Origin of the sequence: Pseudomonas sp. MF6747 (genome assembly GCF_963890955.1) — a bacterium.
Classification (GTDB): domain Bacteria; phylum Pseudomonadota; class Gammaproteobacteria; order Pseudomonadales; family Pseudomonadaceae; genus Aquipseudomonas.
In genome coordinates this window covers 174,589-200,898 of record NZ_CAWPSZ010000051.1, presented here as the reverse complement: position 1 = coordinate 200,898, position 26,310 = coordinate 174,589, and the positions used below count along the sequence as shown (strand labels likewise).

At 61.4% G+C, this 26,310-nt stretch carries 24 protein-coding genes; 10 read left to right on the top strand and 14 right to left on the bottom strand.

Going from position 1 to position 26,310, the window contains the following annotated elements; all coding sequences use genetic code 11:
* Nucleotides 1–161 precede the first annotated feature (161 nt).
* The 5 genes from AACW30_RS27980 to AACW30_RS27960 all read left to right on the top strand — a co-directional run bounded on the left by AACW30_RS27980 (nucleotide 162) and on the right by AACW30_RS27960 (nucleotide 4,439).
* Nucleotides 162–1,319 carry a D-alanyl-D-alanine carboxypeptidase family protein gene (locus tag AACW30_RS27980; protein ID WP_106579372.1) on the top strand — a complete coding sequence of 386 codons (1,158 nt, stop codon included), beginning with the start codon at nucleotides 162–164 and terminating at the stop codon, nucleotides 1,317–1,319.
* Between the two features lie 85 nt (nucleotides 1,320–1,404).
* Entirely contained in the window at nucleotides 1,405–1,686 is a 282-nt protein-coding gene (locus AACW30_RS27975; protein WP_017136054.1) for a DUF493 domain-containing protein, read from the top strand.
* A complete protein-coding gene (lipB, locus tag AACW30_RS27970) occupies nucleotides 1,686–2,333 on the top strand; it encodes a lipoyl(octanoyl) transferase LipB (protein ID WP_200623937.1) in 648 nt (215 codons plus the stop codon). Before AACW30_RS27975 ends, lipB begins: the two co-directional genes overlap by 1 nt.
* Before the next feature lie 2 nt (nucleotides 2,334–2,335).
* Entirely contained in the window at nucleotides 2,336–3,355 is a 1,020-nt protein-coding gene (gene lipA, locus AACW30_RS27965; protein ID WP_442793494.1) for a lipoyl synthase, read from the top strand.
* 166 nt (nucleotides 3,356–3,521) lie between these two features.
* Nucleotides 3,522–4,439: a S66 peptidase family protein gene (locus AACW30_RS27960; protein WP_442793495.1), complete on the top strand. Its 918-nt coding sequence runs from the start codon at nucleotides 3,522–3,524 to the stop codon at nucleotides 4,437–4,439.
* A 125-nt stretch (nucleotides 4,440–4,564) separates the two neighbouring features.
* On the opposite strand, the gene AACW30_RS27955 is transcribed toward AACW30_RS27960, so the two are convergent.
* From AACW30_RS27955 to leuS, 5 genes are all read right to left on the bottom strand, one after another.
* Nucleotides 4,565–5,890, bottom strand: coding sequence for a lytic murein transglycosylase (locus AACW30_RS27955; protein WP_200623935.1), 1,326 nt, complete (start codon nucleotides 5,888–5,890; stop codon nucleotides 4,565–4,567).
* A 61-nt stretch (nucleotides 5,891–5,951) separates the two neighbouring features.
* A complete protein-coding gene (gene arfA / locus AACW30_RS27950; protein ID WP_003176285.1) occupies nucleotides 5,952–6,116 on the bottom strand; it encodes an alternative ribosome rescue factor ArfA in 165 nt (54 codons plus the stop codon).
* A 218-nt stretch (nucleotides 6,117–6,334) separates the two neighbouring features.
* Complete coding sequence (gene holA, locus AACW30_RS27945) at nucleotides 6,335–7,372, bottom strand: DNA polymerase III subunit delta (RefSeq protein ID WP_106579369.1); 1,038 nt, start codon at nucleotides 7,370–7,372, stop codon at nucleotides 6,335–6,337.
* Nucleotides 7,373–7,411: 39 nt separating this feature from the next.
* Nucleotides 7,412–8,017, bottom strand: a complete 606-nt coding sequence (locus AACW30_RS27940) for an LPS-assembly lipoprotein LptE (RefSeq protein WP_106579368.1) — start codon at nucleotides 8,015–8,017, stop codon at nucleotides 7,412–7,414.
* Nucleotides 8,018–8,105: 88 nt separating this feature from the next.
* Nucleotides 8,106–10,712, bottom strand: a complete 2,607-nt coding sequence (gene leuS / locus AACW30_RS27935; RefSeq protein WP_200623934.1) for a leucine--tRNA ligase — start codon at nucleotides 10,710–10,712, stop codon at nucleotides 8,106–8,108.
* A gap of 262 nt (nucleotides 10,713–10,974) precedes the next feature.
* Between leuS and AACW30_RS27930 the strand changes: the two genes are divergently transcribed.
* Together AACW30_RS27930 and AACW30_RS27925 are read left to right on the top strand one after the other, a co-directional pair.
* A complete protein-coding gene (locus AACW30_RS27930) occupies nucleotides 10,975–11,286 on the top strand; it encodes a hypothetical protein (protein WP_119740902.1) in 312 nt (103 codons plus the stop codon).
* Nucleotides 11,287–11,383: 97 nt separating this feature from the next.
* Complete coding sequence (locus AACW30_RS27925; protein WP_200623933.1) at nucleotides 11,384–12,145, top strand: YdcF family protein; 762 nt, start codon at nucleotides 11,384–11,386, stop codon at nucleotides 12,143–12,145.
* Nucleotides 12,146–12,282: 137 nt separating this feature from the next.
* Here AACW30_RS27925 and lnt read toward each other — a convergent pair whose 3' ends face one another.
* The 5 genes from lnt to miaB form a co-directional block, all read right to left on the bottom strand.
* On the bottom strand, nucleotides 12,283–13,806 hold the full coding sequence (gene lnt, locus AACW30_RS27920) for an apolipoprotein N-acyltransferase (protein WP_106579364.1): 1,524 nt from the start codon (nucleotides 13,804–13,806) through the stop codon (nucleotides 12,283–12,285).
* Nucleotides 13,807–13,814: 8 nt separating this feature from the next.
* Nucleotides 13,815–14,654, bottom strand: a complete 840-nt coding sequence (locus tag AACW30_RS27915; protein WP_200623932.1) for an HlyC/CorC family transporter — start codon at nucleotides 14,652–14,654, stop codon at nucleotides 13,815–13,817.
* Nucleotides 14,655–14,681: 27 nt separating this feature from the next.
* The gene (ybeY, locus tag AACW30_RS27910; RefSeq protein ID WP_200623931.1) at nucleotides 14,682–15,155 is read right to left on the bottom strand and encodes an rRNA maturation RNase YbeY; all 474 of its coding nucleotides are present in this window, start codon (nucleotides 15,153–15,155) and stop codon (nucleotides 14,682–14,684) included.
* Entirely contained in the window at nucleotides 15,148–16,149 is a 1,002-nt protein-coding gene (locus AACW30_RS27905; RefSeq protein WP_106579362.1) for a PhoH family protein, read from the bottom strand. The genes ybeY and AACW30_RS27905 overlap by 8 nt, the downstream gene beginning before the upstream one ends.
* A 226-nt stretch (nucleotides 16,150–16,375) precedes the next feature.
* The gene (gene miaB / locus AACW30_RS27900) at nucleotides 16,376–17,704 is read right to left on the bottom strand and encodes a tRNA (N6-isopentenyl adenosine(37)-C2)-methylthiotransferase MiaB (protein WP_106579361.1); all 1,329 of its coding nucleotides are present in this window, start codon (nucleotides 17,702–17,704) and stop codon (nucleotides 16,376–16,378) included.
* 131 nt (nucleotides 17,705–17,835) lie between these two features.
* Here miaB and AACW30_RS27895 point away from each other — a divergent pair, with 131 nt between their 5' ends.
* Nucleotides 17,836–18,162, top strand: coding sequence for a DUF1820 family protein (locus tag AACW30_RS27895; RefSeq protein ID WP_003194436.1), 327 nt, complete (start codon nucleotides 17,836–17,838; stop codon nucleotides 18,160–18,162).
* Nucleotides 18,163–18,290: 128 nt separating this feature from the next.
* Here AACW30_RS27895 and AACW30_RS27890 read toward each other — a convergent pair whose 3' ends face one another.
* The 4 genes from AACW30_RS27890 to AACW30_RS27875 all read right to left on the bottom strand — a co-directional run bounded on the left by AACW30_RS27890 (nucleotide 18,291) and on the right by AACW30_RS27875 (nucleotide 21,818).
* On the bottom strand, nucleotides 18,291–18,851 hold the full coding sequence (locus AACW30_RS27890) for a tetratricopeptide repeat protein (RefSeq protein WP_200623930.1): 561 nt from the start codon (nucleotides 18,849–18,851) through the stop codon (nucleotides 18,291–18,293).
* A 225-nt stretch (nucleotides 18,852–19,076) separates the two neighbouring features.
* On the bottom strand, nucleotides 19,077–20,360 hold the full coding sequence (hemL, locus tag AACW30_RS27885; RefSeq protein WP_200623929.1) for a glutamate-1-semialdehyde 2,1-aminomutase: 1,284 nt from the start codon (nucleotides 20,358–20,360) through the stop codon (nucleotides 19,077–19,079).
* 11 nt (nucleotides 20,361–20,371) lie between these two features.
* On the bottom strand, nucleotides 20,372–21,001 hold the full coding sequence (thiE, locus tag AACW30_RS27880) for a thiamine phosphate synthase (protein WP_200623928.1): 630 nt from the start codon (nucleotides 20,999–21,001) through the stop codon (nucleotides 20,372–20,374).
* Nucleotides 21,002–21,020: 19 nt separating this feature from the next.
* Nucleotides 21,021–21,818 (bottom strand): hydroxymethylpyrimidine/phosphomethylpyrimidine kinase, encoded by a 798-nt coding sequence (locus AACW30_RS27875; RefSeq protein ID WP_106579357.1) that lies wholly within the window; start codon nucleotides 21,816–21,818, stop codon nucleotides 21,021–21,023.
* A 286-nt stretch (nucleotides 21,819–22,104) separates the two neighbouring features.
* Between AACW30_RS27875 and AACW30_RS27870 the strand changes: the two genes are divergently transcribed.
* Both AACW30_RS27870 and AACW30_RS27865 read left to right on the top strand, forming a co-directional pair.
* Nucleotides 22,105–24,483, top strand: a complete 2,379-nt coding sequence (locus tag AACW30_RS27870) for a hybrid sensor histidine kinase/response regulator (RefSeq protein ID WP_200623927.1) — start codon at nucleotides 22,105–22,107, stop codon at nucleotides 24,481–24,483.
* Nucleotides 24,484–24,572: 89 nt separating this feature from the next.
* On the top strand, nucleotides 24,573–26,222 hold the full coding sequence (locus AACW30_RS27865; protein ID WP_200623926.1) for an acyl-CoA dehydrogenase family protein: 1,650 nt from the start codon (nucleotides 24,573–24,575) through the stop codon (nucleotides 26,220–26,222).
* Nucleotides 26,223–26,310: the final 88 nt, after the last annotated feature.

The following is a 26,310-nucleotide window of genomic DNA, read 5'->3' as shown; positions in this document are numbered from 1 at the left end:
GACGCGTGCGCGGGTCTGGGCCCTGGTTGTTGGCTCGTTGAACAATAAAAACCCAGGGGCAAGGGGTGAGCGGGCAACCGAACACGTGACAGTCTGGCAGCGGGCTGTCTGAATAGTTTTGCCCGCGAGGGCAAGTTTCCATAAGCAATTTCGAGAGACGGATGAACATCACCACCTTAGCCAAACGCACGTGCCTGCTTCTTTCGCTGATCATCACCCCGGCCGCCTGGGCGGTTGAAATGGTGCCGGCTTCCCCGCAACTGGCCGCCAAGGCCTGGGTCCTCATGGATGCCGCCAGCGGCAACGTGCTGGTCGAGAACAACGGTGACCAGCGCCTGCCACCGGCGAGCCTGACCAAGCTGATGACGGCGTACATCGCGACCCTGGAAATCCGTCGCGGCCAGATCGGCGAAAACGACCCGGTCACCGTCAGCGAAAACGCCTGGCGTACCGGCGGTTCGCGGATGTTCATCAAGGTCGGTTCGCAGGTGACTGTCAGCGACCTGCTGCACGGCATCATCATCCAGTCCGGTAACGACGCCAGCGTGGCCCTGTCCGAGCACATCGCCGGCAGCGAAGACGCATTTGCCGACATGATGAACAAGACGGCCGGCGACCTGGGCATGACCAACAGCCACTTCATGAACCCGACCGGTCTGCCGAACCCGGAGCACTACTCGTCGGCTCACGACATGGCGCTGCTGGCCCGCGCGATCATCCGCGTCGACCCGGTGCACTACGCGATCTACTCCCAGAAGGAATTCTTCTGGAACAACATCAAGCAGCCTAACCGCAACCTGCTGCTGTGGCGCGACAAGACTGTCGATGGCCTGAAAACCGGCCACACTGACGAAGCCGGCTACTGCATGGTGTCGTCCGCCGTACGTGACGGCCAGCGCCTGATCGCCGTGGTCTTCGGCACTAACAGCGAGCAGGCTCGTGCGGCCGAGACGCAAAAGCTGCTGACCTATGGTTTCCGCTTCTTCGAAACCCAGACCTTCTACCAGAAGGGTGCTGAGCTGGCTCAAGCCCCGGTATGGAAAGGCGCTACCCACCAAGTCAAAGCCGGCCTGGCTGACGACCTGACGTTGACCATGCCTAAAGGCCAGCTGAAAAAGCTCGCTGCCAGCATGACCATGAACCCGCAATTGGTTGCGCCAATCGCCAAGGGTGACGTTATCGGTAAAGTCGAAGTGAAGCTGGACGACAAGGTGGTGCACAGCGCCGACCTGATCGCGCTGGACGCCGTCGACGAAGGTGGTATCTTCCGCCGCGTGTGGGATAGCATTCGTCTATTCTTCTACAGCTTGTTCAACTGATAAGTGTGCACCTGCAAAGCCCCGCGTCGATCTGACGTGGGGCTTTGCCCGTCGCCACGGCTTACGCTTACGAGGCCGTTACGCCATGACCGATAAAGAAGTAGAAGTAAAGGCGCCAAAGATCGAATTCCCTAACGTGGACTATCCCGTCAAGGTGATCAGCGATACGGGTGTGGGCAACAAAGACAAGATTCTGGAGATCGTGCGTAAACACGCGACGATCAACGACAACCGTGTGGACGAGCGTTTGAGCTCCAACGGTAAGTACACCACGATCCAATTGCACATCGTTGCGACTGGTCAAGACCAGCTCTACGACATCAACAGCGAACTGCGGGCCACCGGCTTCGTGCACATGGTGCTGTGATGTCTCAGGTCCTGGGCTTTCGCGAGCTCGGTCAGATGGCCTACGAGCCGGTCTGGCATGCCATGCAGCGCTTCACCAACGAGCGCGGCAGCTCGGCCCCGGATGAAATCTGGCTGGTGGAACATCCGCCGGTATTCACCCAGGGCCAGGCCGGCAAGGCCGAGCATCTGCTGCTGCCGGGGGATATTCCGGTGGTGCAGGTCGACCGAGGTGGTCAAGTGACTTACCATGGGCCGGGTCAGCTTGTTGCTTATCTCTTGCTGGACGTACGCAAGCTGGGTTTTGGCGTACGTGACCTAGTGAGCCGCATGGAAGCTTGCCTGATCGAGCTGTTGGCCAGTTACGGCGTGAGCGCCGCGGCCAAGCCCGATGCACCCGGTGTGTATGTGAACGGCGCGAAAATCGCCTCCCTCGGTTTACGGATTCGCCACGGTTGTTCCTTTCATGGCCTGGCCCTGAACGTGGACATGGACCTGGCGCCGTTCGGGCGCATCAACCCGTGCGGTTACGCAGGGTTGGCGATGACCCAACTGAGCGACCACGCCACACCGATTAAATTTGCCGAGGTAAGTGCCCGGCTGCGTGCGCAGCTCGTCAAACACCTCGACTATGCTGAGCAGACGACCCTTACGGGCGGAATCGACTGATTATGACTACTGATGCAGTGCAAACCATGATCCCGACGCTGGACATCACCGAGCGTCCGGCCCCGCGTGCCAAGGTGGAAGCCGGCGTCAAGCTGCGCGGCGCCGAGAAGGTTGCACGCATCCCGGTCAAGATCATCCCGACCACCGAACTGCCGAAAAAACCTGACTGGATCCGCGTGCGCATCCCGGTTTCGCCGGAAGTCGACCGTATCAAGGCCCTGCTGCGCAAACACAAGCTGCACAGCGTGTGCGAAGAGGCGTCCTGCCCGAACCTGGGCGAATGCTTCTCCGGTGGCACCGCCACCTTCATGATCATGGGTGACATCTGCACCCGTCGTTGCCCGTTCTGCGACGTTGGCCATGGCCGGCCGAAGCCTCTGGACGTCAACGAGCCGCACAGCCTGGCCATCGCCATCGCCGACCTGAAACTCAAATACGTGGTCATCACCTCGGTAGACCGCGATGACCTGCGTGACGGCGGTGCCCAGCACTTTGCCGACTGCATTCGCGAGATCCGCAAGTTGTCGCCGAACGTGATGCTCGAAACCCTGGTGCCGGACTACCGTGGCCGTATGGACGTCGCGCTGGAAATCACCGCGGCCGAGCCACCGGATGTGTTCAACCACAACCTGGAAACCGTGCCACGCTTGTACAAGGCTGCGCGTCCAGGCTCGGACTACCAGTGGTCGCTGACCCTGCTGCAGAAATTCAAGCAGATGATGCCGCACATCCCGACCAAATCCGGCCTGATGCTGGGCCTGGGCGAGACCGACGAAGAAGTGATCGAAGTCATGAAGCGCATGCGCGAACACGACATCGACATGCTGACCCTCGGCCAGTACCTGCAGCCGTCGCGCAGCCACTTGCCGGTGCAGCGATTTGTGCACCCGGACACCTTCGCCTGGTTCGCCGAGGAAGGTTACAAAATGGGCTTCAAGAACGTGGCGTCCGGCCCGCTGGTGCGTTCCTCGTACCACGCTGACGAGCAGGCCAAGCTGGTCAAGGCCAGCCTGGTTTCCTGAGCCTGACCTGGAGTAATTTGGGCGTGGCTTGTGTGGGAGCGGGCTTGCTTGCGAAGGCGGTGTTTCAGTCACCTGATGTGTTGACCGACACCCCACCTTCGCGAGCAAGCCCGCTCCCACATTTCGTTCTGCGTCATAGATGGGAGACTTATGGATGAGCACTGAACTGGCAGCCGCCGTACCTGCCCTTCGAGCCGAAGGCATCATTGGCCTGATCGCCCCCGCCGGCCCTGCCGCCCTTGACGTTGAAAAAGCCGGGCAATGGATGCGTGCCCGTGGCCATGAGCTGCGGATTTTCCCTGGTGTATACGAACGCGACGGTTACCTCGCAGGCAGCGATGACGTGCGCCTGCGTGACCTTCACGCTGCCTTCGCCGACCCCGAAATCGATGCCATCTTCTGCCTGCGCGGCGGCTACGGTACGCCACGCTTGCTGGATCGCCTGGATTACGACCTGCTGCGCGCCAACCCCAAGCCGTTCGTGGGTTACAGCGACATCACCGCGTTGCACCTGGCGATCAGCCGCTACGCCGGCTTCGTGACTTTCCACGGGCCAATGCTCAGTGCCGATTTGCTGGGCGACAAACAACAGCCCACGGAGTCATCGCTGTTCAGCATGCTGCGCGGCCAGCTTGGCGCCGGCAGTGTCGTGGCGCACCCGGTGGCCTACCCATTGACCACCCTTGAGCCGGGTATTGCCTGTGGACGCTTGCTGGGCGGCAACCTGTCGATGATCGCCGCAGTCATGGGCACGGCTTATGAGATTGATGCCGAGGGCATCATTTTGCTGATCGAAGACGTCAACGAGCCGATCTACCGTATCGACCGCCTGCTGACTCATCTGCGCCTGGCCGGCAAGCTGGAGCAAATTGCCGGTGTGCTGGTGGGCGACGTGGCGGGTGTGGATAAAGCAGCGCTGGAGCGGCTGCTGAAGCAGACCTTCGCACCGTTGTGCATTCCGGTGTTGTCCGGCTGGCGCAGTGGGCACTGCGATCCGAACCTGACGCTGCCGATGGGCGCGTTGGTGCGGCTGGATGCGGGGGAGCAGCGGCTGGTGTTGGAGCAGGATGTAGTTTTGAAATAATTGTCGCCTGTGATGCCGTCTTCGCAAGCAAGCCCGCTCCCACATTCGACCGAGTTCCAACCTTGGAATGTCGTTGAATGTGGGAGCGGGCTTGCTCGCGAAGGCGATAGTCGCCATACGCCGACCTATTGGCTTTGCAACGACTCCAGCAGTTTCACCGTCGGATACCCGTCCGCTGGCCAACCCAGCGACTGCTGCGCCGCGCGAATCGCCTTGCGCGTGTTGGCGCCGATGATGCCGTCTGCATTGCCCGCGTCATACCCTTTGGCGCTCAGCACTGTCTGCAAATCGATGCGCTGGGAGCGGCTCAGTGGCAGCTCATCTTTGGGCCAATCGCCACGAATCACACCACCGCCGCCAAACCGTTCCGACAGCAGGCCAACCGCCAGCGCGTAGGACGACGAGTTGTTGTACTTGAGGATCGCGCGGAAGTTGTCCAGCACCAGGAAAGCGGGGCCACGGTAGCCTGCCGGCAGCAACAAGGCGGCGGACAGTTGGTCTACGTTGGGCGGCATGCTCGCGCCAGGTGGCAACTGGATACCGAGTTTCAGCCACTCGGCGACGGTCTTGCGTACGCCGCCGTCTGCCAGGGCGTAATCAAAGTTGGCCGGCAGCTGTTGCACCTCAAAGCCCCACGGCTGGCCTTTTTGCCAGCCAGAGCTTTGCAGGTAATGCGCCGTGGAGGCGAGGGCGTCGGCCGGGCTGTTCCAGATGTCACGGCGACCGTCACCGTCGAAGTCGACGGCGTGGGTGTTGTAAGTAGTCGGGATAAATTGCGTCTGGCCCATCGCGCCGGCCCAGGAGCCTTTCATCTGGTCGGCCTGGATGTCGCCATGCTGGATGATCTGCAGCGCCGCCAGCAGTTGCGCCTGGGCGAACGCCGGGCGACGGCCTTCGTAGGCCAGGGTTGCCAGGGAACGGATCACCGAATTATTGCCCTGGAACTGGCCAAAATTGCTTTCCATGCCCCACACCGAAACCAGCGCCTGGCGGTCGACGCCATAGCGTTGTTCGATGCTTTGCAGGATGTCGGCGTACTTGATCAGCAAGGCTTGGCCATTGCGTACGCGCACCGGCGAGAGGGCGCCGTCGAGGTATTCCCAAACCGGGCGGGAAAATTCCGGTTGGCTGCGGTCAGCGCGAATCACCGCCATGTCGGGGGTGACGCCGGCAAAGGCGTTGTCGAACACCGCAGGCGTGATCCCGGCTTTCAGGGCGTCCACGCGAAAGGCCGCTTGCCATTCGGCGAAGGTCTGGGTCGGTTGGATATCGAGGTTGTCCACGGCCAACGGCGCAACGACGGCGGGCGCGACGGCCGGCACAGTTTGCAGTTTTGGCAGGGGTTGCGCGTCTGCGGCGGTGGGTTTTTCCGCGCAGGCGACAAGCAGAATGAGGCTGGAGGCAGCGATCAATTGGCGAAGGTGCCAACGACGGGAAAGACTAGAGGGCATGCACAGGTCCAGGGATTACAAATCAGGTACAGACCTTATCATGCCGGAGGGGCGCTTGCCTTCAGGCAGCCAGAAAGTAAGAAGCCTCCCAGCTATTAGACTGGAAGGCTTCGCGGCGGTAGCTGCCTTTGCCCTTGCCGGCGCGTTCCTGACGGCTGCGGAACAGTGGCTGGGCGATGATGGATTTGGCCTTGTTGGGGCCATGCTTGGATGGCTTTTTGCTCATGTCGATACTCTCTGTCGGTGGGATGAAGCGGTGCAAATCATCTGCCGAAGTGACGCCGCTGTAAAGCCCGGCGCGGTGTAGGAAAGGTGCACGATCAAAATCGGGGAGCGGGCTTGCTCGCGAAGGCGGTGGGCCAGTCGCCTGATCTATAAACTGATACACCGTCTTCGCGAGCAAGCCCGCTCCCACATTCGGAGTGTGGAGTTTTGAGCGGGGCGTTATTCAGCCGGTAACGACAGGCGCTGACCAGACATCAAAAGTGACAAACGGCTCAGGCTCATCCACGGCGAACCCGCCGCCTGACCCTTGATTTGCGCATCGATGCGCTGCGCTTCAAGTAGCAGCTGTGCCCAGCGTTGCGCCGAGTGCCGTTGCAGGGCTTTGCTCATCAGGGGTTTGCGTTTGTCCCAGACCGGTGGCCGCGCCTGGCTGAAGCATTTGTCCAGCGGAGTGCCCTGGCTGTATTGCAGCGAAATATTGGCCAGCACCCGCAACTCACGGGCCAGGGCCCATAGAATCACCGGGGGTTCCACGCCTTCGCCGCGCAGCCCTTCGAGCATGCGCAGGGCGTGGGCAGGTTCACCATTAAGAATCGCGTCCACCAGCCCGAACACGTCAAAGCGAGCACTGTCGGCCACTGCGCCTTGCACGGTTTCGACGGTGATCTGCCCATCTTCGGCCATCAACTTGAGCTTTTCGATCTCCTGGGCGGCGGCAAGCAAGTTGCCTTCGACCCGGGCGGCGATCAGTTCAACAGCGTCTTGCGTCGCTGACAGCCCCGACTGGGACAGGCGCTGACGAATCCACTGCGGCAACTGGTTGCTGTCCACTGGCCAGATCTGGATGAACTGGGTCTGTGGTCCCTCTACCAGCGCCTTGCCCCATTTGGTTTTCTGCGCACTGCCGTCGAGCTTGGGCAAGCTGATCAGCAGCACTGTGTCTTCAGCGGGACGCGAGCAGTATTCCATCAAGGCCGCCGCGCCCTTGTCGCCGGGTTTGCCCGAGGGCAGGCGCAATTCCAACAGGCGTTTTTCGGCGAACAGCGACATGCTCGCACCGGCTTGCAGCAGCGTGCCCCAGTCGAAACTGGCGTCGGCGCTGAAGACCTGGCGTTCATCGAAACCCTGCTGGCGCGCGGCGCTGCGAATAGCGTCTGCCGCTTCCTGGCACAACAGCGGATCATCACCGCTGACGATGTAGACAGGCGCGAGGCCACCTTGCAGGTGTTTGGCGAGTTGGGCGGGGGCGAGCTTCATAGGCGGGGCAAACGGGGCGCCAGGGGCGCCCCGTCTGGCTTACTCGACAGGGACTTCAACAGGCGATTGTTTCGGCGTGTTGTCTTCGTATTCTTTTGCGGCTTTCAGGGCGTCGGCGTCAGCCTTGGCCTTGTTGTCGGCGGTTTGCTGCAGAGCGGCCAGTTTTTCCGGCGTCAGCTGTTGCAGACGTACCATCAGGCGCTGGATCAGCTCACGACGCATTTCCTTGCGAACCTGAATGATCTCCGAGTCCGAACCCACCAGGTTGTTGCCGTCGTGGCTCACCACTTTCTGGACTTCGAGCTTGTCAGCCATCAAAGGCAGGTGGTCACGGCCTTGTACTTCATAGTTGACGGCCGTATTGAGCTCAACGTCCGACGCGCGGCCGGCGCTGGCGTAGCTCAGGCTACGCTGGGATTCCTGCTCGTCCACCAGGACCAGTTTGTAGGTTGCACCGGTGTAGACGCGCACGCCGCTGTTTTCCAGGGTCTGGCGCAGCTGAACCACCGTGTCGCCATAGGCGTTGCGGGCGCTGACGTCCAGTTCCTTGATGCTCAGTTCATTGGTGCCGGTACCGCGCAGCTGGAAGCCGCAAGCGCTCAGCAGCACAGCGAGGCCCATCACCAGCAAATTGCGTTTGATCATTTTGTTGCTCCCCTTGAAACCATGTGGGCCTTATCGAGGCCTTAAAGGTTTGGTTCGGCGCAGGGCCCAAGCCCTGCGCCCGATCCGATTAGCTGGCGACGATGTTGACCAGTTTGCCAGGCACTACGATCACTTTGCGGATCGTCAGGCCTTCGGTAAAGCGCAGCACGTTCTCGTTGACCCGTGCAGCCGCCTCGACGTCTTCACGACTGGCGCTGGCTGGCATATCGATCTGGCCACGCAGTTTGCCGTTGACCTGGATTACCAGCTGCAGCGTGTCCTGTACCAGCGCGCTGTCATCCTGTACCGGCCAACCGGCGTCGATCACCGCGCCACTGTGGCCCAAGCGGCTCCACAGATCATGGCTGATGTGCGGCGTGATCGGAGCCAGCAACAGGACGACCGCTTCCAGGCCTTCCTGTACCAGCGCGCGGTCCTGTTCGGTCGCCTGCGGTGCTTTTTCCAGCACGTTCATCAGCGTCATCACCTGAGCGATGGCGGTGTTGAATTTGTGGTTCTGGCCCACGTCCTGGCTGGCCTGGCGGATGGCCAGGTGAGTGCTGCGGCGAATGGCTTTCTGTTCATCGCTCAAGGACGCCACGTCCAGCTTGCCCGGCAGGCCCTGGCTGACATGGGCGTGCGCCAGGCGCCAGACGCGCTTGAGGAAACGGTGCGAGCCTTCGACGCCGGAGTCGGACCATTCGGCGCTCATGTCGGGCGGCGAGGCGAACATCATGAACAGGCGGCAGGTGTCGGCGCCGAACTGATCGATCATCGACTGTGGGTCGACGCCGTTGTTCTTGGACTTGGCCATCTTCTCGGTGCCGCCGATTTCCACCGGAAGGCCGTCGGACTTCAGCTTGGCGCTGATCACCTTGGCCTTGCTGTCACGCTCAAGCTCTACGTCCGCCGGGTTGAACCAGGTGTAGGCGCCATTGGCTTCGCGGCGATAGTAAGTGTCGGCGATCACCATGCCTTGGGTCAGCAGGTTCTTGAACGGCTCGTCGGAGCTGACCAGGCCTTCGTCGCGCATCAGCTTGTGGAAGAAACGCGCGTAGAGCAGGTGAAGAATTGCGTGTTCGATGCCGCCGATGTACTGATCCACCGGCAACCAGTGGTCGGCCGCGGATTTTTCCACCAGACCGCCTTCATAGTGCGGCGAGGCGTAGCGAGCGTAGTACCACGAGGACTCGACGAAGGTGTCCATGGTGTCGGTTTCACGCTTGGCCGGTGCACCGCATTTCGGGCAGGCGCACTCGTAGAACTCGGGCATGCGCGCCAATGGCGAACCGGCGCCATCGGGCACCACGTCTTCGGGCAGTACCACCGGCAACTGGTCTTCCGGCACCGGCACGTCACCGCAGGTTTGGCAGTGGATGATCGGAATCGGGCAGCCCCAGTAGCGCTGGCGGCTGATGCCCCAGTCGCGCAGGCGGAACTGGGTGCGCGAGGCACCGAGGTTTTTCTTGATCAGTGCCACTTCAATGGCGTCGAAGGCACCCTGGAAATCCAGACCGTCGAACTCGCCGGAGTTGATCAGTTCGCCGTGCTCGCCGTAGGCGTCTTGCCATGGGGCCGGGTTGGTATCGCCCGAGCTGGTACGCACGACCGATTTGATCGGCAGGCCGTACTTGGTGGCAAATTCGAAATCGCGCTCGTCGTGAGCCGGCACGGCCATTACTGCGCCATCGCCGTAGTGCATCAGCACGTAGTTGGCGACCCACACCGGCAGTTTTTCACCGGTCAGTGGGTGCTCGACGAACAGGCCGGTTGGCAGGCCTTTTTTCTCCTGGGTGGCGACGTCGGCTTCGGCCACGCTGCCGCCTTTGCATTCGGTGATGAACGCCGAAAGCTCTGGATTGTTCTGTGCGGCCTGGGTGGCCAGCGGGTGTTCTGCGGCCACGGCGACGTAGGTCGCGCCCATCAGGGTGTCTGGGCGGGTGGTGAAGACTTTCAGTGCGCCGGCAACGCCAATGGAATCGACGTTGTACGGGAACTGCACTTCCATGCCCTTGGATTTGCCGATCCAGTTGCGCTGCATGGTCTTGACCTGTTCAGGCCAGCCCGGCAGGTCGTCGAGGCTCGACAAGAGTTCATCCGCATAGGCGGTGATCTTGAAGTAGTACATCGGGATTTCGCGCTTTTCGATCAGCGCGCCGGAGCGCCAGCCGCGACCGTCGATGACCTGTTCGTTGGCCAGTACGGTCTGGTCGATCGGGTCCCAGTTCACGGTGCCGCTTTTCTTGTAGATCACACCTTTTTCGAACAGGCGGGTGAACAGCCATTGTTCCCAGCGGTAGTAATCGGGCTTGCAGGTGGTGACCTCGCGCGACCAGTCCACCGCCAAGCCCAGGCTGCGCAGCTGGGTCTTCATGTAGGCGATGTTTTCGTAGGTCCACTTGGCGGGCGCCACGTTGTTTTTCATCGCGGCGTTTTCCGCCGGCATACCGAAGGCGTCCCAACCCATGGGTTGCAGGACGTTCTTGCCGAGCATGCGCTGGTAGCGCGAAATCACGTCGCCGATGGTGTAGTTACGCACGTGCCCCATGTGTAGCTTGCCGCTGGGGTAAGGGAACATCGATAGGCAGTAGTAAGTCTCCTTGCCTGGCTGTTCACTGACTTCAAAGGACTTTTGCTCGTCCCAGAAGGTTTGGGCGGCATTTTCTATTTCACGGGGCTGATATTGTTCGTGCATGGCTACTTTTGAACTGAATAGGGGTGGCCTAATCCTCTTCGGTGCAACGTTCAGGTTGATCGACACCAAAAAGCGGCGCGTCCGTGCCCAAACCCTGCGGGAAGTGGAGTTACAGGAAGCGCCGTAGCATACATGACCCCACTCTATCGAGGGAAACCCTGATTGCGCAGGCAGGGCCGTCTGTCGCGGCGCCGGGCAGGCGCAGCCACGGGGACTACGCTGTTTATTGGGGAGTGAGTCTTATCTTCAATGAGGTGAGGGGATGGTTGAATCGCAGCGAACTTTAACGAAACCGCAGTTGTACCAAGGACTGATCGACCGTTTGGGTCGGGCATTGGATGCCGCCAGAACCGCAGGCCGATTGCGTGATGAACGGCCTCTGGAATTGGAGTTGCGAGGCTTGAGCCAGGCTGAGCTTGAATTGATCAAGGTTTACCTGGAATTGAATCACCACCGTGCCTCTCAAGGGCAGGCTTCCCCGCCAGCCCAGGCGCCATCACGTTCGGCCAAGGTGGTCTGGCTGAAGGATGTGGCGGCCGGTCGCGGCCCCGAAAAGCTTCGGGCCGTTCGGTGAAACATCGCGTTATCCAGTGACCTTCTCGAAATGTGTTGGTAAAGATTGTCGCTAAACCCCGTTGCATCTAGGCTTCGGGCATCTTTGGAGATGCCCGATGCCTTTTCGTTATTTCATTAAACAATTGCTCTTGCCGCCCGGCATTTTTTTGCTGTTGCTGGTGTTTGCCTGGTGGTTTCGTAAAAGCCGCCCGCGCCTGGCCGGGTTTTGCTTTGTAGTGGGGTTGGGCGGGATGTGGCTGATCAGCCTGCCGGTGATGGTGCAATGGGGCGCGCATGCGCTGGAAACCGAGCCACCATTGGCGCGTGACGCGTGGGCAACATTGGCGCAGCACGCCGATGCCATTGTGGTGCTGGGCTCCGGGCGCGAACGCGGTGATCCGGCCTGGGGCAGTGATCAGCCCACCGGCATCGGTCTTGAGCGCCAGCGGTATGCCGCGCGACTGGCCAAGGCCTCCGGGTTGCCGGTATTGACCAGCGGCGGCTTGCACTACGGCACGCCGCCCAGTGAGGCGCAGTTGATGGCCGTGTCGATGCAGGATGACTTCGGCGTGACGGTGCGCTGGAAGGAAGAACGCAGCCGCACCACCTGGGAAAACGCGCAGATGAGTGCCGAGATACTGCTGCCCCAAGGCATCAAGCGCGTGGTGGTGGTGACCCAGGCCTGGCACATGCCGCGCGCGGTGTGGAGTTTTGAGAAGGCCGGCTTCACCGTGGTGCCGGGGCCGGTGGGTTTCTTGGGCGTGGACAATGCCCGGCCACTCGGCGGCTGGATGCCCGAGTTTGTATCGGTGTGGCGCAGCGGGCAGTTGATCAATGAGGCGGTGGGGCAGGTGGGGTATCGGGTGTTTTATCGATAACACCGAGAATCAACGGTGCGGTGGGCTTATGTGGGAGCGGGCTTGCTCGCGAAGCGGTGCGTCCGTCAGCCTGTTCGTTAGCTGATGCACCCTGTTCGCGAGCAAGCCCGCTCCCACATTGATTTTGGGTTTGTCTGTCAGACCGTCTTGGACATCCGGCCCGCCAGCAACGCCCAGCCAAACAGCCCCAGGCAGACGATGATCAACGGCCATGAGCGCCATTGCAGGTACGGCGTGAGGTTATGCATCGGCACCACTTCGCCGTACAGGATCCCGCGCTCGAACTGCGGGATCTGCGCGGTGATCTGCCCGAACGGGTTGATCAGGCCGGTAACGCCGTTGTTGGTCGCCCGAATCATCCAGCGGCCAGCCTCCAATGCGCGCATCTGCGCCATTTGCAGGTGTTGCAGCGGGCCGATGGAGCGGCCAAACCAGGTGTCATTACTGATGGTCAGCAAGAGGTCGCTCTGGGCCGACAGGCCGGCGGCAAATTCCGGGTACACCACTTCATAGCAAATGAAGGGCGCAATCTGATAGCCCTTGGCCTGCAGCATCGCCTGGTCAGCCGGGCCGCGCGCAAAGTCCGACATCGGCAGGTCGAAGAACGCAATCAGCCCGCGCAGCATGTCTTGCAGCGGCACGTATTCACCAAACGGCACCAGCTTCTGCTTAAGGTAGGTGCCTTCGCCTTCACCGACCACGGTGATGCCATTGAAGAAACGCTTCTGGTGGTGCACTTCCTGGCGGATCGGCACGCCGGTGATCAGCGCCGTGTGCCGGTCTGCAGCAAACTTGCCCATCATGCCCAGATAGCCTTCGACGGAATCCTTGAGCACCGGCACGGCGGTTTCCGGCCACACCAACAGGTCGACGCGCTTGGAGCTGAAGCTCATGTCGCGGTACAGCGCCAACTGCGCATTGAGCTGCTCCGGGTCCCACTTCATGCTTTGTTCGACGTTGCCCTGGATCGCTGCCACCGTCAGGGGCGCGCCCGAGGGCGCGGTCCAGGCGTGGTGCTTGAGCGCCAGGCCGATGGCCCAGGGGGCAACCAGCAGAATCAGGCCTGCGCCGATGAACCCGTTGCGCTTGCTCGCCAGCAGGCGTGGCAGGTTGCACAGCACCGCAGCGGTCAGTGCCAGCGCGAAGGAAATCAGCCACATCCCGCCCAGCGGCGCGAGGCCGGTAAGTGGGCCGTCGAGTTGACTGTAGCCAGAGTAGAGCCAGGGGAAGCCGGTGAGGAACCAGCCGCGAAACGCCTCCTGGCCGACCCACAACGCAGCAAACGTCAGCGCGTCGGCCAACGGCGCTTCATTACGGCGCAGCCAGCGCGCCCACAGCCAGGCGGGCAGGGCGAAAAACCAGGCGATGGCGGCGGTAAACAGCAGCATCAAAAAGCCAGCCAGCAGCACCGAAGCGCCGCCGAAATGGTGAATGCTGTAGTAGATCCAGCTGGTGCCGGCGCCAAACAGGCCGAAGCCGAAGCACCAGCCACGGCCCAAGGCCTGACGTGGCGTCAGCTCGCGCAGGCCGATATAGAACAACCCGATCGCCAGCAGTGCAAATGGCCACAGATCGAACGGCGCCAGCGCCAGGGTGGTGATGGCGCCGGCCACCACGGCCAGCAAGTTACCGGGCCAGCCGGGGCGGGTCAGACGGCGCATATCAATCCTTAGCGGGCAATAGGTGTCAGGCGAATCAGATGGATGCGGCGGCTGTCGGCATTCAGGATGCGGAAGCGATAGGCGCCGATCTCGGTGGTCTCGTTACGTTTGGGCAGATGCCCGAACGCGCTCATTACCAGGCCGCCGACGGTGTCGAACTCGTCGTCGGAGAATTCGCTGTCGAAGAACGCGTTGAAGTTCTCGATCGGCGTGAGCGCCTTGACCAGGAAATCACCGCTGGGCAGCGGCTTGATGTAGCTGTCTTCTTCGACGTCGTGCTCGTCTTCGATGTCGCCGACGATCTGTTCCAGCACGTCTTCGATGGTCACCAGACCGGCCACGCCACCGTATTCGTCGATCACGATGGCCATGTGATTGTGGTTGGCGCGAAATTCACGCAACAGCACATTCAGGCGCTTGGATTCAGGCACGAAGGTGGCCGGACGCAGCAGGTCCTTGATGTTGAAGTTGTCGCCGTTCTCCTTGAGGATCAACGGCAGCAGGTCCTTGGCCAACAGGACACCCATGACGTCGTCATGGCTTTCACCGATCACCGGGTAGCGCGAGTGCGCCGAGTCGATCACGGCCGGGAGGAATTCCCGAGGGGTCTGGGTCGCCTTGATGCTGATCATCTGCGAACGCGGGACCATGATGTCCCGGACTTGCAGGTCAGCCACCTGAATGGCGCCTTCGACGATGGCCAGCGCTTCGCTGTCCAGCAACTTGTTCTGATGGGCCTCGCGCAGCAGCTCAAGCAGCTCCTGGCGGTTTTTCGGCTCGTGGGCAAAAGCCTGGGTCAATTTACCCAGCCATGACTTCTGCCCGTTGCTCGATCGGTCTTCGCTCATAGCGATTACTCTAAATCCTTTGTTGTTTCAGTGAGGTGTAGTTTCGATTTCGTCGTCTGCATAAGGGTCGCGGTGACCCAATTCAGCAAGCAACGTTTGTTCCAGTGTTTCCATCTCTAGCGCTTCGTCATCGCCTATATGGTCGTAACCCAAGAGATGCAAGCAGCCGTGGATCACTAGATGGGCCCAATGGGCCTCAAGTTCCTTGCCTTGCTCCTTGGCTTCGCGTTCCACCACCTCGACACAGATCACCAAGTCGCCCAGCAGCGGGATGTCCAGTAACTCATCCGGCACGTCGGCTGGGAAGGACAGCACGTTGGTCGCGTAATCCTTTTGACGCCAAGTGTGATTCAGTTCGCGGCCTTCGGGCTCGTCCACCAGGCGGATGGTCAGCTCCGAGTCGGCGGTGCGCTGGCGCAGGGCCAGCGTGCACCATTGGCGGAACTGTTCTTCGCTGGGGGCGGGCGCTTCGGTGGCCAGCTGCAGGTCAAGCTCAAGCATCGCGGCGAACGTCCTTGGCGGGTGCATCGTCCTTGTGGTCGAAGCGCTCGTAGGCTTCGACGATGCGCTGCACCAGCGGGTGACGCACTACGTCTTTGGGCATGAAATGCGTAAAGCTGATGCCCGGCACGTCCTTGAGCACTTCGATGACCTGGGCCAGGCCCGACTTGGTGCCCTTGGGCAGGTCGACCTGGGTCACGTCACCGGTGATCACGGCGGTTGAGCCGAAACCGATACGGGTCAGGAACATCTTCATCTGTTCGACGGTGGTGTTCTGGCTTTCGTCGAGGATGATGAAGCTGTTGTTCAGCGTACGCCCACGCATGTAGGCCAGCGGGGCGATCTCGATCACCTGGCGCTCGATCAGTTTGGCCACGTATTCAAAGCCGAGCATCTCGTACAGCGCGTCATAGAGCGGGCGCAGGTACGGGTCGATCTTCTGGGCCAGGTCGCCGGGCAGGAAGCCAAGCTTTTCGCCGGCCTCGACCGCCGGGCGCACCAGCAGGATGCGGCGTACTTGCTCGCGCTCCAGGGCGTCCACCGCACAGGCCACGGCCAGGTAGGTCTTGCCGGTACCGGCGGGGCCGATGCCGAAATTGATGTCGTTGCCGAGGATTTCTTTGACGTAGCGCTGCTGATTCAAGCCGCGTGGGCGAATCATGCCTTTTTTGGTGCGCAGGGCCACGCTGGCTTCGGCAACCGGGTTGTTCGCCAGGTCTTGCACGGCAGATTCCTGCAGGTACAGGTGCACGGTCTCCGGCGACAGCTCGCTACCCTTGGTTTCGCGGTAGAGGCGGCGGAGCAGGTTTTCTGCAGACGTGGTGTGCTGAGGTTCACCAATTAGCTCGAACTGATTGCCGCGGTTGCGGATCTCGATGCTCAGGCGTTGTTCGATCAGGCGCAGGTGCTCGTCGAACTGTCCGCACAGGTTGGCGAAACGGCGAGCCTCAAAAGGCTCGAGGAGAAAACGATGAGGTTCTATGGGTGCGTTCAAGGTCGCTTTTAGCCGCCCTTTGGCTGTTGAGGTGAAAGAGAGGATAACGCCAGCCGTCGACGTGCGAAAGCACTTATCTAGCCCAAGTGCAGCACGGTTCCCATGTGGGAGCGGGCTTGCTCGCGAATGCGGTGTGTCAGCTAATCCATGTATCAACTGATCCACCGCATTCGCGAGAAAGCCCGCTCCCACATTTTGATCTCTACCAGTCAGCAATATGGGTGGGTTACTGAACCAACGACCCGCGCAACGAGTGCGGTTGCGCCGCGTCAATGTGCACATCGGCAAACTGGCCGATCAGGGTCGGGTTGTCGCAGCGGAAGTTGACGATGCGGTTGTTTTCGGTACGGCCTTGCAGCTCGCCCGGGTCTTTTTTCGAATAGTCGGTGACCAGGATGCGCTGGATCGAGCCGACCATTTGTCGGCTGATTTCGAAACCTTGCTGGTTCAGGCGATGTTGCAGAGCATTCAGGCGCTCTTTTTTCAGCGCTTCGGGGGTTTCATCCGCCAAGTCGGCAGCCGGGGTGCCCGGGCGCTGGCTGTAGACGAACGAGTAGGAGAAGTCGAAACCGACGTCTTCGATCAGCTTCATGGTCTGCTCGAAATCTTTCTCGGTCTCCCCAGGAAAGCCGACGATGAAGTCCGAACTGATGCAGATACCCGGTACCGCCGCGCGCAATTTGCGCAGTTTGGATTTGTATTCCAGGGCGGTGTGGTTGCGCTTCATTGCCGACAGAATGCGGTCCGAGCCCGATTGCACCGGCAAGTGCAGGTGTTTGACCAGCTCCGGCACTTCGGCGTGGGCCTGGATCAGGCTGTCGGAGAACTCCAGCGGGTGCGAGGTGGTGTAGCGAATGCGCTCGATGCCATCGACGGCGGCCACCACGCGGATCAACTCTGCGAGGTCGGCCAGGCGACCATCGTGGGTCTGGCCGCGATAGCCGTTGACGTTTTGGCCCAGCAGGGTCACTTCGCGCACACCGTTTTCGGCCAGGTGGATAATTTCCGCCAGCACGTCATCAAACGGCCGGCTGACTTCTTCACCACGGGTGTAGGGCACCACGCAGAAGGTGCAGTACTTGCTGCAGCCTTCCATCACCGACACATAGGCGCTCGGGCCGTCGATGCGCGGCTCGGGCAAGTGGTCGAATTTTTCGATTTCCGGGAACGACACATCCACCTGCGGCAGCTTGGTGATACGTGCCGCGTCGATCATTTCCGGCAGGCGGTGCAAGGTTTGCGGGCCGAAGACCACGTCGACGTAGGGCGCGCGGTCGCGGATCGCGGCGCCTTCCTGGCTGGCCACGCAGCCGCCAACGGCAATCACCATGTCCGGGTTGGCCAGTTTCAACTCGCGCCAGCGGCCCAGTTGAGAGTACACACGGTCCTGGGCGCGCTCACGAATCGAGCAGGTATTGAGCAGGATAACGTCGGCATCTTCGGCGCGGGCGGTGACTTCCAGGGCCTGATGTTCGCCCAGCAGATCGACCATGCGCGAGCTGTCGTACTCGTTCATCTGGCAACCGTGGGTTTCGATGTAAAGCTTCTTGGCCATGGGAATCATCAACTGGTGGTAAAGAACCGCGCATTATAGGGGGCATGCCCATTGGTTCCTAGCGTTGTGCATCGGGTGCCATGCTATAGTTCGCGCCCTCTTTTATATCCCCGATGTGTTATTCGCCCACCATGACCAAACGTGAAGCTCCAATCTATAAGGTGATTTTCCTTAACCAGGGCCAGGTGTTCGAAATGTACGCCAAGCAGATCTATCAAAGTGATCTGTGGGGCTTCCTGGAAGTGGAAGAGTTCGTCTTTGGCGAGCGCACCCAGTTGGTCGTCGATCCGGGCGAGGAAAAGCTGAAGGCGCAGTTTGAAGGCGTGGTGCGCAGCTTTGTGCCGATGCATTCGATTGTGCGCATCGACGAAGTCGAGCGCCTGGGCACGCCGAAGATCAGCGAGGCGCGTGGTACCAGCAATGTCATGCCGTTTCCGATGCCGATGCCTGAGAAGTAGGGCGTTAGACCGAGGTGTGCCCATCGCAGGCAAGCCCGCTCCCACACTCGACCGCGTTCCTATGCTGGAACTCGGTCAAGTGTGGGAGCGGGCTTGCTCGCGAAAGGGCCTAAAAAGGCACTGAAAATTTAAGGCAATGGCGAGAACGGCGAACGCCCATCCGCACTCTGCAATTCCTGCAAGTAATTGCGGAAGATCTGGCCCAGCACCTGGGTTGCCACTTCCAACTCATCACGCTGCATGTGCTCGGCGACTTCGTCGGCGGTGTCCAGCGCGTCTTCAGCGCCGTTGACCGCGGCCATTTTCAGCACGATGTACGCCTGGACGTTGTTGGCCGGCACGCCTTCGCCTTTGAAGAACATGTTGCCCAACTGAAATTGCGCCTGGGCGTGGCCCTGCAACGACGCTTTCTCGAAGTAGCTCAAGGCTTTGTTGAGGTCGCGCGCGGTGTTTTTGTCGTCGTGGTAGTACTCGCCCAACTCGTATTGCGCCTGCGCATCCCCGCCGTCGGCCTGTTTCTGGCACGCGCTCAGGGCTTCGGCCTGGCTGTCTGGCTGGGTATTGAGGGTGCAACGACCCATCGCTGGGATTAACAACGAGTTGCCGCCTGCTTGTGCTTGTGCATGTGCCAGCAGCGGCTGAAGGAGCAACAGGCAGCCCAGAACCAGGGTGCGGCCGGTGCGTTTCATGGGAATCGACTTACCTCTGACGGGGCGCGCGGACCCTCGGGGGTCCAATAAGCGCGCATTATGAAATAAGCAGGCCTCTGCTTACAAAGTCTTTACTCGTTTTTCTGCTGCGTGGGCAAGTTATCTGCCGGATTGCAGGTGATTTCTCGAAAAATGCAGGAAAGCGCTGTAAGCAAAGTAGCAAATTCTGACGTCACCCAAGGCAACGTCAGCTTGATATGCCCCTTATTTCAGGGCCGCGAAGGCGCGCTCGGCAGCATCCAGGGTCAATTTCAACTCTGTATCGCCATGGGCGATCGAGGTGAAGCCCGCTTCAAAGGCGCTCGGTGCCAGGTAAACGCCGCCTTCCAGCATCAGGTGGAAGAAGCGCTTGAACAGGTCGGCATCGCTGCCCATCACGTCATCGAAGGTGACGATATCGTCGGCACCGCTGAAGTACAGGCCGAACATGCCGCCGGCTTGCGTGGTGACGAACGGGATACCGGCAGCATCGGCGCGCTGTTGCAGGCCATCGAGCAGGCGCGTGGTGTAGTCGGTCAGCTCGGCGTGAAAACCCGGGCGGCTGATCAGGCGCAAGGTGGTCAGGCCGGCCGCCATCGCCAATGGGTTACCCGACAAGGTGCCCGCCTGGTACACCGGGCCCAGCGGCGCGATGTGCTGCATGATGTCGCGCTTGCCGCCGAAGCAACCCACCGGCATGCCGCCGCCAATGATCTTGCCGAAGGTGCTCAGGTCCGGCGTGACGCCGTAGTAAGCCTGGGCGCCACCGAGGGCGACACGGAAACCGGTCATGACTTCGTCGAAAATCAGCACTACGCCGTGCTTGTCGCACTGCTCGCGCAGGCCTTCAAGGAAACCAGGCGCCGGCGGTACGCAGTTCATGTTGCCGGCGACCGGCTCGACGATGATGCATGCCACCTCTTGGCCTACTTCACTGAGCATCTGCTCGACCGCGGCGATGTCGTTGAAGGGCAGGGTCAGGGTGTGCTTGGCGAAGGCCGCCGGTACACCGGCCGAGCTTGGTACGCCCTGAGTCAGCGCGCCGGAACCGGCTTTTACCAGCAGGCTGTCGGAGTGGCCGTGGTAGCAGCCTTCGAACTTGATGATGCTGTCGCGGCCGGTAAAACCACGGGCCAGGCGAATCGCGCTCATGGTGGCCTCGGTGCCGGAGCTGACCATGCGCACCATTTCCATCGACGGCACGATCGAGCACACCAAGTCCGCCATTTCGGTTTCCATGGCGGTCGGGGCGCCGTAGGACAGGCCGTGTTGCAACTGCTGGCGCACTGCATCGAGCACGTCCGGGTGGCTGTGGCCGAGGATCATCGGGCCCCAGGAACCCACGTAGTCAACGTAGCGCTTGTCATCTTCGTCGGTGACGTAGGCGCCTTCGGCATGCTTGAAGAACAACGGCGTGCCGCCCACGCTCTTGAACGCACGCACGGGGGAGTTCACACCGCCGGGAATGTGTTTCTGGGCATTGGCAAACAGGGTTTCGGAACGGGACATGGTCGGGCTCTCTAAACTGAAATTTTAAGAAGATCGTTGAATGCGCGCGCGCGGCGCGTGACTTCCTGGGTGCTGTCGGCACCGAACAGGCCGTGCACCACGGCGAGCAGGTCGGCGCCGTGGGCCACCAGCGGTTCGGCGTTTTCCAGGGTGACGCCGCCGATCACGCAGATCGGCAGCTGCAGGCGCGCGCGGGCCTGCGCCAGCATTTCAACGGTGGCGGCGGGTGCGCCGGGCTTGGTGTTGGAATTGAAGAAGCGGCCGAAGGCGACGTAGCTGGCGCCTTCTTTGGCGGCCTGTTCGGCCAATTCGATCTGGCTGTGGCAGGTGGCGCCGATGATCGCTTTGGAACCGAGCAACGCTCGAGCCGGAGTCAGTGGGCCGTCGGTTTGGCCCAGGTGTACGCCCACGCCCAGGCGCGCGGCCAGTTCGGCGTCGTCATTGATAATAAGCTGGGTCTTGTAGCGCGAGCACAGCTCGCGCAGTTTCTCCGCTTCTCGCAGGCGGCGGGCTTCATCGCTGCTTTTGTCGCGGTACTGCAGCAGGGTTAAGCCGCCGTCCAATGCCGCTTCGACGTAGGCGAGAAATTTGCCGGCCAACAGTTGGCTGTCGGTAATGGCATACAGGCCACGTAGTTTCATCGGGCAGGCCTCTTGTGCTTTAAGAGCAGAAATCCAGCGGCAAACGGCGCGGCACGAACTGGCCCTGGCCGAGTTGTTCGGCGTCACGCAAAGTGCGCCAAGTGTAGTTGAGCGCTGACTGCACGGCGCTGACCAGGCCTTCGCCCTGGGCGATGCGACCAGCCAGTGCGCTGGCCAGCGTGCAGCCCGAACCATGATAGCTGCCGGGCAGGCGCTGGCAGGTAAAGGTCTGGCGCGTGCCGTCGCGGCTGTACAGGCGATTGTGCACTTGATGCTCGTCGCCGTGGCCGCCGGTGATCAGCAAGTGCTTGATAAACGGCAGCAGCTTCTCGGCGCATTCGTCCGCGGTGCCCTCAGGCAATTCGGCGAGGATGCGCGCTTCAGGCAAGTTGGGCGTGGCGATCAGCGACAACGGCAGCAGCCGCTCGCGCATGGCGTAGCCGACTTCGTCCTTGCCCAGGCTGCCACCGCCGCCGGCCCGCAGCACCGGGTCGCACACCACCGGCAGGTGCGGGTGAGCCTGCAGCAGTTCGACCACGGTGTCGACCATCGCGGTGGAGCCGAGCATGCCAAGCTTGACCGCCGCCACCTCGGAATCGCCGAGCACGGCATTCGCCTGGGCCAGGACCCACTCGCGGTCGAGCACGCGGAAATCGCTGACATTGACGGTGTTCTGCACGGTCAGGGCGGTGACGGCGGGAGCCGCATGACAGCCTTGGGCGAGCAGGGCTTCGATATCTGCCTGCAGGCCGGCGCCACCACTTGGGTCATGGCCGGAGAGACAGAGGACAACGGGGCGAGAGCTGTAGATATTCATGGTGCGCGAGCTTAACACCAAACGCTTTTTGCGTGGCTGTCTGGCGATGGTTGAATTTTGCCGCTGCCCAGGTGTAATTGTGGCCGATAGCCATTATCGAGCGTTGCGGCATAAATCCGTTGAAAGCCGCGTTCTAGAGCCTTTCAAAAAATTATTTCAATGGTGTCTAATGGCCTCCAGCGGCTATGCTAGAGTGGATCCAAACAACTTACTGTATCGCCGGTATACGTCTTCTCAAAAGGAATGGGGGCTTTTGACATAACCGGACAGGCCACGCTGGGGCTCTATGCGCTATTTGCTGATCTTATTATTGTGCGGGCTGCCAATGCTCGCCGGCGCCGTCGAGTTCAATCAGAGCACTCGAAGCCTGCCGCTGGGCCGGGTCATGCAGGTACTCGAAGACCCTACCGACGCCCTCACCATCGCCCAAGTCAGTTCCCCCGCCTACGCCGCCCAGTTCAAGACCCACGACCAAGCCACCCTCAATGCCGGCTATTCACGTTCGGTGTTCTGGCTCAAGGTCGACCTGCATTACACCGCCACTGACCCGCGCGCGCCGCGTACCTGGTTCCTGGAGCTGGCGTACCCGCCGCTGAACCGCCTGGACCTGTACCAGAACGACGGCACCGGCGGCTACCGACTGACCACTCGCACCGGCAGTGCACTGCCCTTTTCCAGCCGTGAAGTGCGCCAGAGCAACTACCTGTTCAAGCTCAACTTTGTGCCCGACCAGCAGCAAACCGTGTACCTGCGCCTGCAAAGCGAAGGCTCGATCCAGGCGCCGTTGACGCTCTGGGCCGGCACCGCCTACCTGGAAGAACAGCCGCTGCGCCTGTATGTACTGGGCGCTATCTACGGCGTACTGCTGGGGATGCTGGTCTACAACCTGTTTATCTACCTCAGCGTGCGCGACACCAGCTACCTCTATTACATCCTTTATATCGCCTCGTTCGGCCTGTACCAGCTGTCGGTCAATGGCGTGGCCGTGGAGTACTTCTGGCCGAACAACCCGTGGTGGTCGAATGCGGCGGTGCCGTTCCTGATCGGGTCGGCGGCGCTGTTCGGCAGCCTGTTTGCGCGCAGCTTCCTGCACACCACGCAGCACAGCCGCTGGCTCGACCGGATCTTGCTGGCGCTGGCGACCTGCGGCGCGTTGGTGATGGTGCTGGCGCTGCTGACCAGCTATGCAGTGGCCCTGCGCCTGGCTACCGGTCTGGCGCTGGTGTTTACCGTGACCATCTTTGTTGCCGCGATCAAGGCGTGGTATTGCGGCCAGCGCATGGCGCGGTATTTCATCATCGCCTGGTCGGCATTCCTGCTCGGCGGGGTGGTCAACACCCTGATGGTGTTGGGCTACTTGCCCAACATGTTCCTCACCATGTACGCCAGCCAGCTCGGTTCTGCGATTGAGGTGGCGCTGCTCTCGTTGGCCCTGGCGGACCGCATCAATGGCATGCGTGAGCAGCAGGCGCAAATCCTGTTCGACGCCAGCCAGAAACTCGAAGTGCTCAACCAGCAGCTCGCGCGCAGCAATCGTCTGAAAGACGAATTCCTCGCTACCCTGACCCATGAACTGCGCACCCCGATGAACGGCGTGATCGGCTCCCTTGAGCTGATGCAAACCGTGCCGCTGGACGATGACCTGGCGCAGTACCAGCAAACCGCCGCCGGCTCGGCGCGGGACATGATGCGCATGGTCAACGGCATTCTCACTCTGACCGAACTGCAGGCCGGGCGCCTGACCGCCCAACCCCAGGTGTTCAGCCTGCGCGGCGCGCTCGACACCTTGCGTCAACAGTTCAGTACCGGCGCCCAGAACAAGGGCCTGGCATTCTCCATCGACGTAGCGGACGAGTTGCCGGACCGCGTGATCGGCGATGCCGACAAACTGATCCAGTGCCTGGATTGCCTGCTCGACAACGCGTTCAAGTTCACCCACGAAGGCGCCGTGCGCGTGCGTGTGGTGGGGGTTCCACAGAGCGATGGCAGCTTGCGCCTGAGCTTTATCGTCACCGACAGTGGTATTGGCTTCGCTTTCCTCGACGAGGCCACGCTGTATCAGCGCTTCTTCCAGCTCGACGGCTCGACCACCCGCGAATACGGCGGCCTGGGCATCGGCCTGGCGATCTGCCGACAGCTGATCGAGCTGCTCGGTGGGCGCCTGACCCATCATTCGGAGCCGCGCAAGGGCAGCCGGTTCCAACTCGAAGTGACGGTGAGCCCGGTGCCTCCCGAACCCAAAGCGACGCCCCAGGAAACCTTGACGCAGCGCGCGCCCCACGAGTGCGCGGTGCTGCTGGTGGACGACAACAGCGTCGGCCAGTTGGCGGTGCGCGGCATGCTGCTCAAGCTGGGCTATCGGGTGAAAACCGTGGACAACGGTTCGTCTGCGCTGGCGATGTTGCAGAGTGAAACGTTTGATGCGGTGCTGCTGGATGTGCCTGAAGGCGGGTTCTCATTGTGCTGTCAGATCCGTGCACTGCCTGGGTGTGGCGAACTGCCGGTGATCGCCCTGACGACGTCCCTCAATGGCACGGACCGCGAGCGCTGCCATGGCATTGGCATCACGGACCGGCTGGCCAAGCCTGTGCGTTTTGAAGCGCTGAAGGCGGTGCTGGAGCGTCGGCTGCTGTGCCCGTTAGAGGGCGAAAGCGCCGGACATTAGGCGGGTATGCCACTTTTTTAAGCCCGGTGACGGTGCTTAACTGAAATTCAGGCCTCAACTGCACGTGGCCTTTTTCCAGGAGGCCCGTCATGAACCTGCATCAGTTCGCCGAAACCCACGACGTCACCAATCAGCCACCGTCCCTGGACGGCACCAACCTGTACCGCATTGACGTGCCCCTGCAAGACTGGTCGCGCCGCTTTGGCGCCGGCTGGGCACATGCGCGTATCGATGCGTATGGCGCACTGGCGGGCGGGCCGTTGATGGCAGCCGGGTTCCTGGCAAACGAGAACAAGCCGGTGTTCAACAGCCATGACCGTTATGGCCATCGCATCGACTGGGTGGCGTTTCATCCGGCGTACCACGAGCTGATGCGCACCGCCGTCGAACATGGCCTGCCGTCGCTGCCGTGGGCGCACCCGCAACCCGGCGCCCATGTGGCGCGCGCCGCCATGACCTACCTGCACAGCCAGGCCGAAGCGGGCACCGGTTGCCCGCTGACCATGACCTTCGCCTGCGTGCCGGCCCTGCGCCTGCAACCGGATCTGGCGCAGACCTGGCTGCCGAAAATCCTCAGCACCGAATACGACCCGCGCAATGTCGGCATCGCCCACAAGGCCGGGGCCACCATCGGCATGGCCATGACCGAGAAGCAGGGTGGCACCGACGTGCGCGCCAACACCACCCGCGCGTATCCGGTGGGCGCGGGCGGCCCAGGGCAAGCTTATGAATTGGTGGGGCACAAGTGGTTCTGCTCGGCGCCGATGTGTGACGCGTTCCTCACGCTGGCGCAGACCGACAAAGGCTTGACCTGTTTCCTGCTGCCCCGGCACCGCCCGGATGACACCCGCAACGAGTTCTACATCCAGCGCCTGAAAAACAAACTCGGCAACTGCTCCAATGCCTCCAGCGAAGTGGAATTTCGTGGCGCGCTGGCCTGGATGATCGGCGAAGAGGGCCGTGGCGTGCCGACCATTATCGAAATGGTCGCCATGACCCGCTTCGACTGCATGGTTGGCTCCAGCGCGCTGATGCGTCAGGCGTTGACCCAGGCCAGTCATCATTGTGCGCACCGCTTGGTAAGTGGCCGTGTGTTGAGTGAGCAGCCGCTGATGCAAAACGTATTGGCTGACCTGGCCCTGGAAAGCGAGGCGTCGCTGGCATTGAGCATGCGCATGGGCCGGGCACTGGACCATCTGGATAACGAGCAGGAAGCCAAATTCGCCCGGCTGGTGACGGCAGTGGGCAAGTATTGGATCTGCAAGCGCGCGCCAGCAATGATCAACGAGGCGGCCGAGTGCATGGGCGGTGCCGGGTATGTCGAGGACAGCATCCTGCCGCGCTTGTACCGTGAGGCGCCGGTTAATTCAACGTGGGAAGGTTCCGGCAATGTGCAGTGCCTGGACGTGTTGCGGGCACTGTCGAAAGAACCGGGCGTGCTCGAGGCGCTGTTTGTCGAACTCGGGGACGGGCATGGCCACACGCAACTGGCGCGGCATATCGAGCAGCTTAAGTCGGCGTTTATGGATACCCAGGATATTCAGTACCGTGCGCGCCAATTGACCGAGGACATTGCCGTGGCGTTGCAGGCCAAACTGTTGCTGGAGGCCGGGAACGCGGCGGTCAGTGATGGGTTTATTGCCAGCCGCTTGGGGGAGTCGTCCGGTCGGGTGTATGGCACCTTGCCGCGTGGCGTGGAGGTGGAAGCGATCGTTGCTCGTTCAACCCCAACCCTCTGACTACACGCGGTCAAAATGTGGGAGCGGGCTTGCTCGCGAATACGGTCTGTCAGTGACTGATTAGGTGACTGATACACCGCATTCGCGA

What these genes read in the sequence shown, in the direction of transcription:
- AACW30_RS27980 (WP_106579372.1), top strand. Translation starts at nt 162, where the DNA reads ATGAACATCACCACCTTAGCCAAACGCACGTGCCTGCTTCTTTCGCTG.
- AACW30_RS27975 (WP_017136054.1), top strand. Translation starts at nt 1,405, where the DNA reads ATGACCGATAAAGAAGTAGAAGTAAAGGCGCCAAAGATCGAATTCCCT.
- lipB (WP_200623937.1), top strand. Translation starts at nt 1,686, where the DNA reads ATGTCTCAGGTCCTGGGCTTTCGCGAGCTCGGTCAGATGGCCTACGAG.
- lipA (WP_442793494.1), top strand. Translation starts at nt 2,336, where the DNA reads ATGACTACTGATGCAGTGCAAACCATGATCCCGACGCTGGACATCACC.
- AACW30_RS27955 (WP_200623935.1), bottom strand. Translation starts at nt 5,890, where the DNA reads ATGCCCTCTAGTCTTTCCCGTCGTTGGCACCTTCGCCAATTGATCGCT.
- arfA (WP_003176285.1), bottom strand. Translation starts at nt 6,116, where the DNA reads ATGAGCAAAAAGCCATCCAAGCATGGCCCCAACAAGGCCAAATCCATC.
- holA (WP_106579369.1), bottom strand. Translation starts at nt 7,372, where the DNA reads ATGAAGCTCGCCCCCGCCCAACTCGCCAAACACCTGCAAGGTGGCCTC.
- AACW30_RS27940 (WP_106579368.1), bottom strand. Translation starts at nt 8,017, where the DNA reads ATGATCAAACGCAATTTGCTGGTGATGGGCCTCGCTGTGCTGCTGAGC.
- leuS (WP_200623934.1), bottom strand. Translation starts at nt 10,712, where the DNA reads ATGCACGAACAATATCAGCCCCGTGAAATAGAAAATGCCGCCCAAACC.
- AACW30_RS27930 (WP_119740902.1), top strand. Translation starts at nt 10,975, where the DNA reads ATGGTTGAATCGCAGCGAACTTTAACGAAACCGCAGTTGTACCAAGGA.
- AACW30_RS27925 (WP_200623933.1), top strand. Translation starts at nt 11,384, where the DNA reads ATGCCTTTTCGTTATTTCATTAAACAATTGCTCTTGCCGCCCGGCATT.
- lnt (WP_106579364.1), bottom strand. Translation starts at nt 13,806, where the DNA reads ATGCGCCGTCTGACCCGCCCCGGCTGGCCCGGTAACTTGCTGGCCGTG.
- AACW30_RS27915 (WP_200623932.1), bottom strand. Translation starts at nt 14,654, where the DNA reads ATGAGCGAAGACCGATCGAGCAACGGGCAGAAGTCATGGCTGGGTAAA.
- ybeY (WP_200623931.1), bottom strand. Translation starts at nt 15,155, where the DNA reads ATGCTTGAGCTTGACCTGCAGCTGGCCACCGAAGCGCCCGCCCCCAGC.
- miaB (WP_106579361.1), bottom strand. Translation starts at nt 17,704, where the DNA reads ATGGCCAAGAAGCTTTACATCGAAACCCACGGTTGCCAGATGAACGAG.
- AACW30_RS27895 (WP_003194436.1), top strand. Translation starts at nt 17,836, where the DNA reads ATGACCAAACGTGAAGCTCCAATCTATAAGGTGATTTTCCTTAACCAG.
- AACW30_RS27890 (WP_200623930.1), bottom strand. Translation starts at nt 18,851, where the DNA reads ATGAAACGCACCGGCCGCACCCTGGTTCTGGGCTGCCTGTTGCTCCTT.
- hemL (WP_200623929.1), bottom strand. Translation starts at nt 20,360, where the DNA reads ATGTCCCGTTCCGAAACCCTGTTTGCCAATGCCCAGAAACACATTCCC.
- thiE (WP_200623928.1), bottom strand. Translation starts at nt 21,001, where the DNA reads ATGAAACTACGTGGCCTGTATGCCATTACCGACAGCCAACTGTTGGCC.
- AACW30_RS27875 (WP_106579357.1), bottom strand. Translation starts at nt 21,818, where the DNA reads ATGAATATCTACAGCTCTCGCCCCGTTGTCCTCTGTCTCTCCGGCCAT.
- AACW30_RS27870 (WP_200623927.1), top strand. Translation starts at nt 22,105, where the DNA reads ATGCGCTATTTGCTGATCTTATTATTGTGCGGGCTGCCAATGCTCGCC.
- AACW30_RS27865 (WP_200623926.1), top strand. Translation starts at nt 24,573, where the DNA reads ATGAACCTGCATCAGTTCGCCGAAACCCACGACGTCACCAATCAGCCA.